Genomic DNA, 14184 nt, shown 5'->3' on the forward strand with positions numbered 1-14184 from the left:
ACTTAAAACGAAAAAGCCCAGCAGTTGCTGGGCTTTTTCGTTTTTACTTGTTTGAATTAGCTAAACTTAGCGGTTTCAGTTTCTAAATCGCTAGTAAGGCCTTTGATCAAATCGGTTGCTGTATGAGCCTGATTAGATACATTAGCCGTTTGTGAAGCCGTGTCTGAGATAGTTACGATGCGCTTGGCGGTGTCTTCACCAGCATCAAGCTGCTCTTTTGCAGCAATAGCTATTTGATGGCTCATTTGCGCGATTGCGCTGAGTGAGCTGGCAACGCGTTTTAGTTCTTCATTGGCTTTAGTCGATTTTTCTACGGTTTGTTCACTGGTACTCATACTGAGCGAAACAGATGACTTGGCATCTTGGGTTGCAGCTTGTAGTTTGCCAATCATATTGCGGATTTCTTCAGTGCTGGTCTGTGTGCGTTGGGCAAGCCCACGAACTTCATCAGCAACCACAGCAAAACCTCGTCCTTGCTCACCTGCACGGGCAGCTTCTATTGCCGCATTAAGCGCAAGTAAGTTAGTTTGTTCGGCAATACCTTGAATAACACTCAGCACATTTGCGATGTTATTTACTTCATCATCAAGCACTTGAATATTATTACCAGCGCTGTCAATTTGCTGCTCTAAAAGCGCGATGGTATCAGCAGCCTCGCTGGTTAAGTGGCTGGCACTTTGACCTTGTTGCTCAGCTTCTTGCACTGAGTAAGCGGCTTGCTCAGCATGTTCTACAACAGTTTGTGCTGAGGCTGTTAACTCGGTAATAGCTGAAGCTACCATTTGAGTTTCTTCGTTTAGGCTACGAGTGAGTTTGTCGAGCTCAACAGAGCGATATTCGTTATCGACACTTTGATTTTTTAAGCTATCTGTAACCCCTTTAATGCCACCAACAACGCCGCGTAACCCTTGCTGCATATAATGCATGGCTGCAATAATGCTTTCAGGTGGGGTATCTTGGCGAATATGTGAGTTTAAGTTGCCACGAGAGACATTCTTAACAATACCAATTACTTCATCAATTTCGCCGCCTAAGGCATTGGTGAGTGATGAGCCAAAGCGAGCAATGGCAAAGGTCAGCGCAATGGCAATAAGCATAGATAAGCCCAGCAGCCACTTTGCAGTATTCCAATAACGTTCATCAACTTCTTTGGCGCTAATGCCTGTACCAACATACCAGCCAAACAGCGGTGTTTTTTGTACTACAGAGGTTAAATCAACGGTTTCACCATCTCGCACTGAATCCCAGTGATAGGTGATGATTTTATTGGTCGTGTTACCCACGAGATTTTCGACCATACGGCCGATACTGTTGCCGCTGGCATCTTTAAAATCGTTAAAGCTGGTGCCGTGTAGTTCTGGGTCGTGCGGAGTGGCGACAAAATCTAAGTTGTTGTCGACGACATACACATATTCTGAGTCGTGGTATTTATTTTCTCGAAGTACCTGAATAGCGAGTTTCTTTGCTTGTGCTTCTTCGAGTTGATTGCTTTTAACCATCAACTCAAATTGCTCAACAATATTGGTGGTGCTCTTCATGAGCTGGTTGATACGGGCGATGTTGTCGCTTTCGCTGGCATGGCGTAAAGATTGTAAGCCAAGTAATGCTATCGCCGATAACGCAATAAACATAGCGATAGCAAATAAGGTGATTTTTGTTTTTAAAGCTAATCCTGATAACACAGTCAGCCTCCTTTATTATTTCCCCTGTTAACTTTTACCACGTTTGTCTGGTTTTATTAAGGAGAAATGACAGCGTTATCATGACTTTTGCTCAAGTACCTATTTAGAGCTTTAGTTCGGCTTCTGTGAGGGCACGATATTCACCGCTTGCAAGGCTTTCATCGAGGGTGATGCCAGCTATTTTTTCACGATGTAATTCAACAACTTTATTACCTACAGCCGCAAGCATTCGCTTAACTTGATGGTATTTACCTTCGCAAATTGAAAGGCGTAAGCTGTAGCTTGCAAGTTTTTCAACAACCGCAGGGCGAGTTAGCTCTTTTTCGTTGTGCAATTGCACCCCTTGCTCTAACGCTGCAATGGCTTCTTCATCAATAGGTTCTTGAGTTTCAACTAAATAGGTTTTGAATTTGTTATGCTTTGGTGCAGTAATTTTGTGTGACCAGTCGCCGTCATTGGTGATGATCACTAACCCTGTGGTGTCGATATCTAAACGGCCTGCAACATGAAAGTCGCTCATATTTGGTTCATCAAGTAAATCAAATACAGTCGGGTGAAGGTCATCTTTATTGGCACACACATAGCCAGCTGGTTTATGGAGCATGAAGTAGCGTTTGCCTAAAAATACCAGTGGCTCGCCTTGCCAGCGCACATCGTCATCTTGGTTGATTGAATAATCAAATGAGGTGATCACCTCGCCATTAACGGTGGCGTATTTACGTTTGATACCTGCTTTGGTTTTACTGCGAGGTAACTCGGCAATATGGCTAATAAATTTATCTAAACGGCATGGAAATTTCATTGGGATCACATTTTTAGTCGGCTACAATGGCGGCGAGTATAGCGGATACTAGTTACCTATGACAGTACACCAAGGACAAATATTACAGCATTACCAAGCACAAATAGCCAAAGGTGATTTGCAAGAAGACCGTGCCCAGCGCACAGCGATTAATGCTCTGGATAATCTAGCCATAGAACTGGCTGCACCAAGCCATTGGTGGCAAAGCGCTAAGCCAATAAAAGGGGTTTATTTGTATGGTCCAGTAGGGCGTGGTAAATCCATGTTAATGGACGTGTTTTTCAAGCTTGTTGATATTGAAGCTAAGCAGCGTTTGCACTTTCATCATTTTATGAAGCAAGTGCATGAGCGCTTAACTCAGCTGCAAGGGCAGAAAAATCCGCTGACGGTGATTGCTAAAGAGTGGGCAGAGCACATTCGCTTGATTTGTTTTGATGAGTTTTTTGTGTCTGATATTGGCGATGCCATGATCTTAGGTGGCTTATTCAAAGCCCTGTTTGAGCAACAAGTAGTGTTAGTGGCAACGTCGAACTGTCAACCGGAGCAGTTATATCGCAACGGTTTACAGCGAGCACGGTTTTTACCCACTATCGATTTATTAAATGAGCATTGCCATGTTTTAAGTGTTGAAGGCGATACAGATCATCGCTTTCGCTTTGGCAAACAAACCGCACATTATTTTATTAATAACAAAGAGGCGCTAACAGAGCGCTTTTTAAAGCAAGAGCAAGTAATACAAAGGCAAACAGCGATAGAGGTTTGCCATCGCGAGCTTAGCTGTATCTTGCTCGCTCAAGACGCCATTATGTTTGATTTTATGGCGCTTTGCTCAGGACCTAGAAGTACCGCGGATTATATTGATTTGGCAGAGCGTTTTCAGCGTGTTTATTTACTCAATGTGCCTGTAATGGGGCGCGGAGCCACAGGCAAACAAATTGTGCATGGTATTGAAGATAGCTACCAGCGAGAAAAGCAGGATTTACAAGAACACTTTTTAGATGATGAAGCGCGGCGCTTTATTGCTTTGGTTGATGAGTTTTATGATCGCAGCCGATTATTGGTGATTTCGGCCGAGGTGGGCATTAGCGATTTATATCAAGGACAAAAACTGGCATTTGAATATGCGCGTACCGAGTCTCGATTAGTTGAGATGCAAAGCTGGCATTGATAAAGAAACACGCCACTGAGGCGTGCTTCTTATTTTCGAGCGCTGAGGCTAGAAGCTGTATGATACACCTATGTATGCATAGCGCCCCTTGCCACCACCGTATTTTGAATAATAATTACCGCGGCCTGATGGGTAAAAGTCCCCTTTATTATCAAAAAGGTTATTCACACCACCAAATAAACGTAAATCACTTTTGTTAGACAGTTCTAATTTATAAGAAACTGACAAATCATGTCTTAGGTATGAGCCGTAATCTTGAAAAGCTAGTTTTTCAGGGTTTGTAACGCATTCATCGCTTCCTTCTGCGCAGCGTTCATCATTATCTGCTAAGTAGCCTAAGTATTCTTCTTCTCTACTTTGGCTTGCTTTAAATGAGCCTAAGTATTTAGTGCGCCAACGGATCCGTAACTCATCTTTTCGCCAAGTTAAAGACATTGAAGCTTTATCTTTACTTTCGCCATAGCCCGCATAATGTGTAGTCACTTTACCGCCATCAGGGCTTTGGTATGTTTGCGAGTTCTCGATGACATGATTGTAGTCAAGTTTAAATGCCAACTGACCTAAACTTTGTAAATCATATTCATACTGAGCTGAAACATCATAACCACGTGCAGTTAGCTCATCGAGGTTGTATTTACGTTGTACTATTTCAATGATATTACCTTCATCATTACGGGTAATATCATTACAAAAAGAATTATTTTCACCCCATTGTGTACCTGAGTCATAACACTCTCGTTGAATATTATCATTACTTAATTCAGAGATAGCATCAGAGACAGATATGTCATAAAAATCAATCGCAAGATTAAAATCAGGGATAAACTGAGGGGCAATACTCACACCGAAAGTATAGGTATCAGCGGTTTCTTCTTTGAGCTCTTTATTACCCACACCCGGTGAATAACGGTTGTTATCATCATCAAATTCAAAGTTAGGATCTTCTGCAATTAGGGCTGCAAGTGTTGGCTCTTTGCGGCAGTTATCATGCCCTGCGTCAGTTGATGTAGCTGTTAGACCATCACAGATATCATCATAGCTGTCATAGTCGCCGCGTGGTGGTGATAATAATTCTGTGATAGTTGGAGCACGTTGAGCACGGGCATAGTTAGCTCTAAAAGCATAGCCGTTAGTAATTTCCCACATTACGCCTAATTTATAACTGGCAACAGTCCCGACATTATTCATACTGTAGTTAGCTACACGTAAAGATAGGTCTGTATCAAGTGACTTTGCAAATGTTGCATCCCTTAAAAGCGGTAGTGCAAGCTCAGCAAAAGCTTCATATACATCAACTTCACCATAAAAAGTAGGCACATAATTAAAAGTAATACCGCCTGCTTTTATATCATCACTGGTTTTGAGGTCTTGGCTATCTTTGCGGTATTCACCACCAAACACAGCTGCAACTGGCCCTGCAGGGAGCTCAAACAGGTCACCAGTAATGTAGCCTACCGCACCATATTGTTTTATCTCGGTATCAATAATTGGGTTGCTGCGGATCCAAGCGGCCATCTCTTCGGTAATAGAGCCTTCACCAAATAAGTTAATTGCTACACAGCCTTCTGCGCGAGCCGCTTCATCAATACACTGAATTGTGCCATCAGCTAACTCTTCAGCTTGTAAAGCTTGATTAAGTCTAACTGTATTTAATTCATTGCTTCGTACTTGATGTTGTTTAAATCGACCATAGCTGACTGAAAAATCCCAGTCCCACTCGTCATTAAATAGAGTGCCTTGAAGGCCAGCCCAGCTGCGAATAGTTTTTCGACTATTGTCAGTAGTGATGTTACCAACCTCATGAAAGCGACGATCCCAATAAATACGGTCTTTGTATGGGTTTGCATCAAGAATCTCTTGTGGAACATACGGATTGTCAATTGGAATATAACCCGGTTTTACAAGCCCTAAAGGCTCACCTGTAGCCGGATCAAACTGCGGTGCTGTGGCACCCTCATATTCGTCTTCTGGTGATTTATGATTGAACGAATCACTGTCACTGTATTGCACTTGCGCGTAAAACATCACATTGTCAGTAAGGTCATAATCAATTTTAACTGCAGTAGAGAAGTTATCGCTTGGTACATCAAGCATTACATACTGATTTGAATTGATACCATAAATTTCTTCATTACCTTTCCAATCATCACGCAGGGTTTGTCCGTCGTACCAGAACTGTGTGTCGTTTTTGCCATTTTCTAAAAACACACCACCAGGAAGACCATCACTTTTACTCACCCAATCAGCTTGCGTGATGTCGCGCATACATTGATCGCCATCTGCTGTTTGCATTACATTACACATGCGATCTTTATCGTAATCGTAGCTATCTTCTATTTGTGCGCGTTTACGGTCGTAAAAAGTCATCCCGAAATCACGGTCCCAGTTTGAACTGAAATAAGCATAGCCGCGACCATCATCGAATGACGTACCATAGTTTAAATCGAGGCTAAACTCTTTACTGCCTCCTTCAGTTGACTCGCCAGTTTTAGCTTTAAAATCAAACCCTTCTTTTTTTGATTGAGTGATGATATTAACAACACCGGCCACAGCATCGGCACCATAAGTTGCAGAAGCGCCACCACTGATTATTTCAACGCGCTCAACCATACCGCTAGGAATGGTATTTAAACTGACATAGTTGCCACTGTAGCTGTTTGAAACAACACGACGACCATCAATCAATGTAAGGGTACGGTTAGCGCCTAAATCTCGAAGTTGTACTGTCGATAAACCGGTAGTTGAAACGCTTGATTGGCTGGTGGTGTTACCGATGCTCTCGCTAAGAGCTGGCATGTTATCAACTAAAATATCTGATAAGTTGCTTAATCCTGTATCGGAAATAGCGTCACGATCCATCGTTACTAAGGGGGTTGAAATGGAAAAACTATCACGCTTTATTCGTGAACCTGTTACGACAATTTTTTCAGGTTCTTCAGTTTGCTCATTGGCTGTTGGGGTGGTATTGGCAGTGCGAGCTATTTCAGCCTCATCTGCAAAAGCATGTTGACTAAAACCACTGGCAACGGCAAGTGCAATGGCACAAGGTTTGGTTAGTAAATTTCTCACAGGCGTTCCTAGTTGTTATATTTTTAGTTTTTAGAACCAGAGTGATGCTCTTTTTAAGGGCAGTTAAAATTTACAGCGAACAACACTCTGGTTGGTCGGTATTGACGTTAAAATAATTATAGAAATGTGAACTTAACTACAATCTTAGGTTGCTCGTTTATGTCTCTATTTTATATCTATTGAATATCTATTCATTTAAAAACAGTGCGTTAGGAAAATTCTTATTGTTAATTAAATTGCAATTCTAGACTGGTTAATACTTGGCTTTTACGTTAGATTGGTAGGGGCTTACACTGCTGTTTATCTAAAATGAGGTTTTATTTAGAGTTAATGGAAACATCTAATCGCGCTTATCAGCTGGGCCCATGTGTTGTTAACCCGCTCGAAAATAAACTGATATGCAATGGCAGTGAACAGCTTTTGCAGCCTAAATTTATTGAGCTATTAGGCTGTTTAGTTGGGCGCTACCCTGAACCTATCACCCGTGAAGATCTTATTAACCATGTGTGGGAAGGTAATTTTTATGTTGGGGAAAAAGCGTTAACGAATGCTATTTGGCATTTACGAAAAACATTTAAAGAACTCGACCCAGAACAAACTTATATAGAGACATTACGTAAAACGGGTTACCGGGTACTGTTAAAGCCTGAACCAATAGCTACAGCCGATGAAGTAAAAACCGAGGGCTTTAGTATCACAGCAGTACAAATAAGGCAGTTGTTTGTGGCTTTTTGTTTAATAAGCCTAGTGGGAATATATTGGTTGTTCTCATCGCCCTCAGAGCAAATCAATTCAAGCTTTGTGTTGCCACTTAATAGCATCGAAAGTGTGACGGCAAGCCCTGGTCGTGAGATTTATCCTTCAATTTCAGATGATCAACACTATTTGGTGTATTCATGGCGACAACTTGGGAAACAAAATAACCTCTATTTACGCGATTTACATTTTCCTGAACACCCAGCCAAGCAATTAACAGACTCACCTTTTACCGAAGGACGCTCTGTGTTTAGCCCAGACTCAAATACTTTATACTATTACCGAATGGCGTCAGATGTTTGTGAAATTGTAAAACTGTCTTTGGTGAATGCCACCAGTGTTGTACTTGGCGAGTGCAGTAATAGCTATGCAGCAGATCTTGATATCAGTAGTGATGGCAAAACTCTAGCCTACATTGCAGATCATACTGGGCAGTCAGGCAACAGGGTGACTCGTATCAAGCTACTTGGGTTACAGGAAAAACAAACAAAAGAAACAGTTATTCCTTGTAATGATGACTGCGAAACTGTGTATGAGTCGGTGTCGTTTTCGCCCGATGCACAGCGAATTGTGGTTACTCGTAATGTTAAAAACAACCAAAAAGCGTTGTTTTTAATAGATGTAAAAACAGGGCAAAGCCAACGGCTAACTCATGATTTTGTTGATATTCATGGTGTAGATTGGCATCCGTCTAAAGAGCAATTAGCGTTTAGTGCGGTAGAGGGCGGTAAGCGTTATGGCTATTTTTATGATATTAAGAATAAAACCTTAATCAACACGCAAATTGCTGGTATGAGTTCACCTAACTTCAGTGGCGATGGGAGTGTTTATTATCATCAATGGGATTTAGATAAGGTGATCACGCGACTGAAAATAGACGAACAGGTGGCAAGCTCGCCATTTTCTATGTTGTCGACTAACTTTAGCTCGCTCTTTCCCGAGTATAATCAGCAACAGAATAAACTGCTGTATGTGTCGAATGAGTCAGGCAGTTCGCAGCTTTGGATTGTAAACCCCGATAGTAGCTCGCGAAAACAGCTTACTAATATTTCACATAGTACCGCTGAGATCCGTGACCCGACCTGGTCAGCCGATGGACGTTATATCTTGTTTTCATTGAACGATAACGGCAGCGCTCGTTTATATTTTTATGATTTCAAAGTAGAGCAAAGCCAACAAATCGAACTGCCATTTAGCTATGCTGCTAAACCTAAGTTTAGTGCTGATAGTCAGCATTTTTTAGTCTCTGATGGTGACTATCTTTACCGTTATGATTTATCAGGAAAAAACCAAGGAAAAGCTGTTGAAATGCCAGCACAGTATGGCGTTGAAACACAATCGGGCGATATTTTATTTACCAATTCGCGCCATGCTATTTGGATTAAACATCATGATACAGGTGTTGAAGAAATGCTGGTGAACGATGTTAAGTTGGCGCGCAAATATGCGTGGTTACGAGTAGCAAAAAACGCGTATCATGAAGGGCGTATTTATTATTATAAAGAGCGCCGAGGTGATTATCGTATTAGCTACTATGACTTAGCTAGTAAACAACATCATGATTTAATTGCTTTGCCTGAGCGCGCTTATAGCCGTTCATCGGGTCTGACCTACATACCCGATGAACGTTGGTTGGTTTACACTGCGTATCTATCGCCTGAGATAGAAATCAAGCGTTTACCCGCAGCTTATTTACCAAAGTAAGCTAGCACTTACGATAGATATCAGCATCCATATCATAAATATTAACGCTTAGACTATACGAGCGGCGGCAGTATGTTCTTAAGCAATTTAATAATTGCTCACTAAGCATCTGCTTTTGCTCTACGGTTCTTCCTGCCATAATTGATGCGCCGATGTGTATAAAGCCATCTTTACCTTCACCTAACTCGTAATGTTGATAAGCGATTGCACGAGTCTTTATGGTCGAAAGATCAAATAAGCCTGAGTCAAAAACGGCTTGGTGAACTTTTTCAACTAACACTTGTGGCAGAATTGGCAAGTCTTCTGAGTGTTCTATAACAATGTGCGGCATGGGGTTTTCCTTAAAAGCGGTAACTAAAACCGATGTTTGTTTGAAATTGGTTTAATACATCACCATCAAAGTGCCATAGACATTGGCTGTCTTCAGATGCTGGTAATGTGCATGATACGTTACTTGCATTATTTACAATAGTTGCCAACCAGCGAGTTTCAATATAAACCCGTGCTTGATCAGTAAATAAATACTCGGCGCCACCATAAAGACCTGTGGTAAAGAATGTGTCAGAGTCGGCAAAATCTGTGCTGACATGATTTGCGCCAATTTGAGCGCCAACAAAACCTACAATACGATTTGCTAATGGTACTTCTATAGCACTTTGAAATAGCAGGTATTGCATCTCGACTTGCTTGTTGGTTTGGTCTTTCATGTCGAGTTTGGTAGCTGAATAAAAGAAGCCATAGCGGGCATTATTAAGGGTTCTATCTAGGCTGACAGTAAAATGGCTGTCATCCTCAAGCTCAATTTTTAGGTTTTCTTCGGTTTGCACCGAGTTAGTAAAGTTTTTGCCGAAACCAGCGCTAATAGAGTAGTCAGCGTGAGCGGTAGTACTTAAGAACATTAAACACAGTAAACCAAGCGATTTTTTCATTGTTTAGGTGCTCGTTGTTGAAGATATTTTGAGATAGTATTGAAACATAGCAAGCAAATCGTTGTAAACGGACAACTATCGCTTTTTAATAAGGAACACTAGGATGAAGTTACTAAAATTAGCTGCACTTACTGCGCCACTGATTTTGTTGAGCGGTTGCTCGGATGACGCTGCTTCGGTGAGTTTGGGGTTATTTACGACCAAAGATATTAAAGTGGTATCACAACAAGACCCGCTTATAAGCGGTGTTACTTGCCATATTAGCCATATTGAAGCGAATCTTGATTTTGCAGATCCATCTGATATGTCTATTGCCTGTCGTCAAACAGGACCTATAACCGCTGAACAATTACAACAAATTGACCGCAGTAAATCGGGCGAAGTGGTGTTTAAGTCATCGAAAAGTATTTTGTTTAAGTCGTTAAAAGTGCGTCGTATTTATGATGCGCCAACACGCACATTATTATATTTGTCTTATTCAACGAAAGAGTCGAGCGGTAGCCATCATCATGCTTTATCAACTGTGCCTCTTTACAATACGGATGCATGGCAATGGGCACAATCACAAGAGTAATTTATGTTAGCGTTATTTAAGTCAGCCCCACTTGTTGATGAGCAAGAGCAGCAGTGGTTAATCGATACCTTTTTATGGGCTGTTGAACACTTTGATAGTGAATATTTTTTAAAACACACACAAATCATTTTACCTAACGGACAGTTCTTTCCGGATAGGGTGTCGAGCGTCAGTGAAATGGCTGAAAAGGTATTTAGTCGAGTTGTTGATTATGCGGGGATGCAGGCGTGGCCAATTAACTTAGTTGCGCCATCCGGGCTTACACCTCAGGTGTTTCCACACTTTGAATTTCAAGACAATTTACGTGGTAGCGAGGCGAGTTTAATTGTGCCGGCAAATCATCCGGTGAATATCTCATTTAACCCGAACCAAATCAATCAACCGCAAGATTTAGTGGCAAGTTTTGCTGGTACCTTAGCAACCATTTTGATTCACCATGTGGGTGTCTTACCTCCCGGTGGTAAAGAGTATTTACCGCAAGCGAGCGATGCGTTGGCATGCTATTTAGGCTTTGGGGTGATGATGAGTAATACGGTGTATCAATTTAAAGGAGGCTGCGGCTGCGGTTATAACCCTTATGCTAATCGCCAAGCGGCGTTGACTGAGCCACAAACGCTATTTATGCATGCGCTGGTTACGCATTTTAAAGGGGATAATCAGTCGAAGAAGTTTTTAAAGCCCCATTTACGCAGCCAATATAAAAAAGCGCAAAAGCAAATTAAAGCATTGGTGAGTGACAGTGCAAATCCGTTGTTATTAGCATTAGATGAACAAGCAGTAGGGTAATATTGAGTGCAGTATTTAGATGAGTTTTTATTGATAGCCATTGCTCACTTTTTTGCAGTAGCAAGCCCAGGCCCTGACTTTGCAATTGTACTAAAGCAAAGTATTCAACAGGGTCGTAAAAATGCACTTTGGACCAGTGCAGGGGTTGGTGCGGCTATTTTGCTGCATATTGCTTATTGTGTATTAGGTGTGGCATTAATTTTATCCCAGTCACCTAGCTTATTCATGGCTTTAAAATACCTTGCAGGGGCTTATTTGGCTTACTTGGGTGTGCAAGCTTTACGAAGCGCAAAACCTAGCGATAGTAAACAGCAAACCCTTGCTCCTGCTGAGCCTGAATCTGTATATAAAGCATTTCGACGCGGCTTTTTTACCAATGCCCTTAATCCCAAAGCAACACTGTTTTTTATGTCGTTGTTTACTCTTGTAATAAGCCCTGAAACACCTGTTGTAGTGCAGGCTGGTTATGGCGTGTATATGGCAATGGCGACTTGGCTGTGGTTTTCATTTTTATCATTGATGTTATCAAAAGCATCAGTGCGAGCATTTTTCTTAAAAAGCGGATACTGGTTTGATAGAGGCATTGGTGTGATCTTAATTGCCTTAGCTATTCGCGTTGTTGTGTGAGGTAAGTATGGCGTTATATAACTTTTCATTTGGTTCAAATATGTCATCGAGCAGATTGCTGGCAAGGTTACCTGAAGCAAAGCGGGTAGGCACAGCTACTTTAAAGGGCTATGAGCTGACGTTTGATATGGTCAGTACCGACGGCTCTGCAAAGTGTAGCGTGCGCAAAACAGATCAGGCAGATGCCTTGGTATATGGTGTTGTGTATCAGTTAAACGAAGCTGAAAAATCGATTCTTGATGGTATTGAAGGGCCGCGTTATGACTGTGTGGATATCACCGTTGAACTCATCGATGGTGAGCAACTTGCTGCCCATTGTTATATTGCCAACACCTTAGATGAGTCATTATTGCCATTCGACTGGTATCTTCAGCATGTTCATCGCGGAGCGCTTGAAGCAGGTGTACCAAATCATTACAGTGAAGCAATACTCGCAAGACCAAGTTGCGATGATCCAGATAAAACCCGAGCAGCGAAAGAGTTCGCTATTCACAACAATAAAAATCACCAAGGGATATTATGATATTTCGTAAATTAGCCGTTGCCGCGGCGCTGTTATCGAGCTGTTCGTTTTACAGTTATGCCGATATTGATACTAAAAAAATTGAAAAAGTAATCGAAACGTCAATGGCACGTTTTGATGTGCCGGGTATGGCAGTGGCGATTGTTGAAAATGACCAAGTCGTGCTAGCAAAAGGTTTTGGTGTATCTCACCTTGATACCGGTAAAAAAGTAAATAAAGACACTTTATTCGGTATCGCGTCAAACACCAAGGCATTTACCGCAGCAGCGTTAGCTAAATTAATTGATGAAGGTAAGCTTAGCTGGGATGACAAAGTAATTGATCATCTTCCTGAGTTTCGTCTGTATGACCCTTATGTAACACGTGAAATGACCATTCGCGATTTATTAAGCCACCGTAGCGGTTTGGGTTTAGGGCAAGGCGATTTAATGATTTGGCCAGATACTGACAAATCAGTTGATGAAATTATCGCAGGGCTAAAATACTTAAAACCAGCGAGTAGCTTTCGTAGTAAATACGCCTATAACAACTTAATGTTTGTAACAGCCGGTGAGGTAGTAGCCCGTGTTTCAGGCATGAGCTGGAATGATTACATCGAGAAAAATATTCTTCAGCCACTTGATATGAAAAACTCACGCGCAGGTTTTTCACGTATCCCTAGTAGCAATAAAAACTGGGCGACGGGTCATATTCCAATGGATGGCCAACTTCATCCATTTTTTGTGAACTACCTTGAAGATTTCCGTGGCGCAGGTGCGATTGCATCAAGCGTGAGCGATATGAGCCAATGGCTACGCACGCAGCTTGCTCATGGCAAAATGCCAAATGGCCAGCAGTTATTCACTGAAAAGCAGCAGCAACAAATGTGGCACCCGCATATTACATCAATGGCATCAAAAAGTGCTTATGAAGCTTACCACCAACAATTTAGGGGCTATGGTTTAGGCTGGAGCATTGAAGATTTCCACGGCATTAAAAAGCTAGGCCACGGTGGTGGTATCTTAGGCATGGTGTCTCAAGTGACTTTATTACCTGAGAAAAACCTCGGTATTGTTATTCTGAGTAACCAGCAAGCATTCAGCGCGCTCTCTGCGGTGACCTATGAAGTGCTCGAAGATGCATTAGATCTTGAAGATAAAGACTGGGTTGAAGATCTTGCTAAAAAGCACTTTGAAGGTAAAAAAGAAGCTTATGAAAACGCAAAACCAGAAACACCTGCGGATTATCAAGCGAAACTACCAAACATCAACTATACAGGCACGCTGCATGATAACTGGTATGGTGATGTGGTTATTGAAGAGTTAAATGGCCAGCTACGTATTGATTTTACTCATACAAAGCGTTTGAAAGGTCAGCTTGAGCATTACACCGGCAATACATTTATTGTTAAGTGGGATGAAAAGTTACTCGAAGCAGATGCTTACATTGAGTTTCAAATGAGCCCTGATAACCGAGTGAGTAGTGCAAAAATGCGCGCTGTCTCAACGGCGGTGACAGACTTTAGTTTTGACTTTAGGAATTTAGATTTACGCGCTAAAAAGTAAACCAAAGTCGCAAAGCCACC

At 41.8% G+C, this 14184-nt stretch carries 12 protein-coding genes; 7 read left to right on the forward strand and 5 right to left on the reverse strand.

Annotation, left to right across the window (positions count from 1 at the left end):
- Positions 1–56: 56 nt before the first annotated feature.
- A complete protein-coding gene (locus tag CWB80_RS02600) occupies positions 57–1631 on the reverse strand; it encodes a methyl-accepting chemotaxis protein (protein WP_138601746.1) in 1575 nt (524 codons plus the stop codon).
- 154 nt (positions 1632–1785) lie between these two features.
- Complete coding sequence (gene rsuA / locus CWB80_RS02605; RefSeq protein WP_138601721.1) at positions 1786–2484, reverse strand: 16S rRNA pseudouridine(516) synthase RsuA; 699 nt, start codon at positions 2482–2484, stop codon at positions 1786–1788.
- A 58-nt stretch (positions 2485–2542) separates the two neighbouring features.
- Here rsuA and zapE point away from each other — a divergent pair, with 58 nt between their 5' ends.
- The gene (zapE, locus tag CWB80_RS02610) at positions 2543–3652 is read left to right on the forward strand and encodes a cell division protein ZapE (RefSeq protein WP_138601719.1); all 1110 of its coding nucleotides are present in this window, start codon (positions 2543–2545) and stop codon (positions 3650–3652) included.
- Between the two features lie 48 nt (positions 3653–3700).
- Here zapE and CWB80_RS02615 read toward each other — a convergent pair whose 3' ends face one another.
- Positions 3701–6721, reverse strand: coding sequence for a TonB-dependent receptor domain-containing protein (locus CWB80_RS02615; RefSeq protein ID WP_138601717.1), 3021 nt, complete (start codon positions 6719–6721; stop codon positions 3701–3703).
- A 330-nt stretch (positions 6722–7051) separates the two neighbouring features.
- Here CWB80_RS02615 and CWB80_RS02620 point away from each other — a divergent pair, with 330 nt between their 5' ends.
- A complete protein-coding gene (locus tag CWB80_RS02620; RefSeq protein ID WP_171041481.1) occupies positions 7052–9181 on the forward strand; it encodes a winged helix-turn-helix domain-containing protein in 2130 nt (709 codons plus the stop codon).
- A gap of 1 nt (position 9182) precedes the next feature.
- Here CWB80_RS02620 and CWB80_RS02625 read toward each other — a convergent pair whose 3' ends face one another.
- On the reverse strand, positions 9183–9512 hold the full coding sequence (locus tag CWB80_RS02625) for a 5-carboxymethyl-2-hydroxymuconate Delta-isomerase (RefSeq protein WP_054551025.1): 330 nt from the start codon (positions 9510–9512) through the stop codon (positions 9183–9185).
- 10 nt (positions 9513–9522) lie between these two features.
- Complete coding sequence (locus CWB80_RS02630; protein WP_138601713.1) at positions 9523–10110, reverse strand: outer membrane beta-barrel protein; 588 nt, start codon at positions 10108–10110, stop codon at positions 9523–9525.
- A gap of 103 nt (positions 10111–10213) precedes the next feature.
- Between CWB80_RS02630 and CWB80_RS02635 the strand changes: the two genes are divergently transcribed.
- The 5 genes from CWB80_RS02635 to CWB80_RS02655 are packed head-to-tail and all read left to right on the forward strand — an operon-like array spanning position 10214 to position 14164.
- Entirely contained in the window at positions 10214–10684 is a 471-nt protein-coding gene (locus CWB80_RS02635; RefSeq protein ID WP_054551027.1) for a CreA family protein, read from the forward strand.
- Between the two features lie 3 nt (positions 10685–10687).
- Positions 10688–11470, forward strand: coding sequence for a hypothetical protein (locus tag CWB80_RS02640; protein WP_054551028.1), 783 nt, complete (start codon positions 10688–10690; stop codon positions 11468–11470).
- Between the two features lie 6 nt (positions 11471–11476).
- On the forward strand, positions 11477–12097 hold the full coding sequence (locus CWB80_RS02645; protein WP_138601711.1) for a LysE family translocator: 621 nt from the start codon (positions 11477–11479) through the stop codon (positions 12095–12097).
- Between the two features lie 7 nt (positions 12098–12104).
- Positions 12105–12620, forward strand: coding sequence for a gamma-glutamylcyclotransferase family protein (locus tag CWB80_RS02650; RefSeq protein WP_138601709.1), 516 nt, complete (start codon positions 12105–12107; stop codon positions 12618–12620).
- Entirely contained in the window at positions 12617–14164 is a 1548-nt protein-coding gene (locus CWB80_RS02655) for a serine hydrolase (protein ID WP_138601707.1), read from the forward strand. The genes CWB80_RS02650 and CWB80_RS02655 overlap by 4 nt, the downstream gene beginning before the upstream one ends.
- Positions 14165–14184 lie beyond the last annotated feature (20 nt).

The sequence above is a fragment of the Pseudoalteromonas sp. S1650 genome (assembly GCF_005887195.1).
Lineage (GTDB): Bacteria > Pseudomonadota > Gammaproteobacteria > Enterobacterales > Alteromonadaceae > Pseudoalteromonas > Pseudoalteromonas simplex.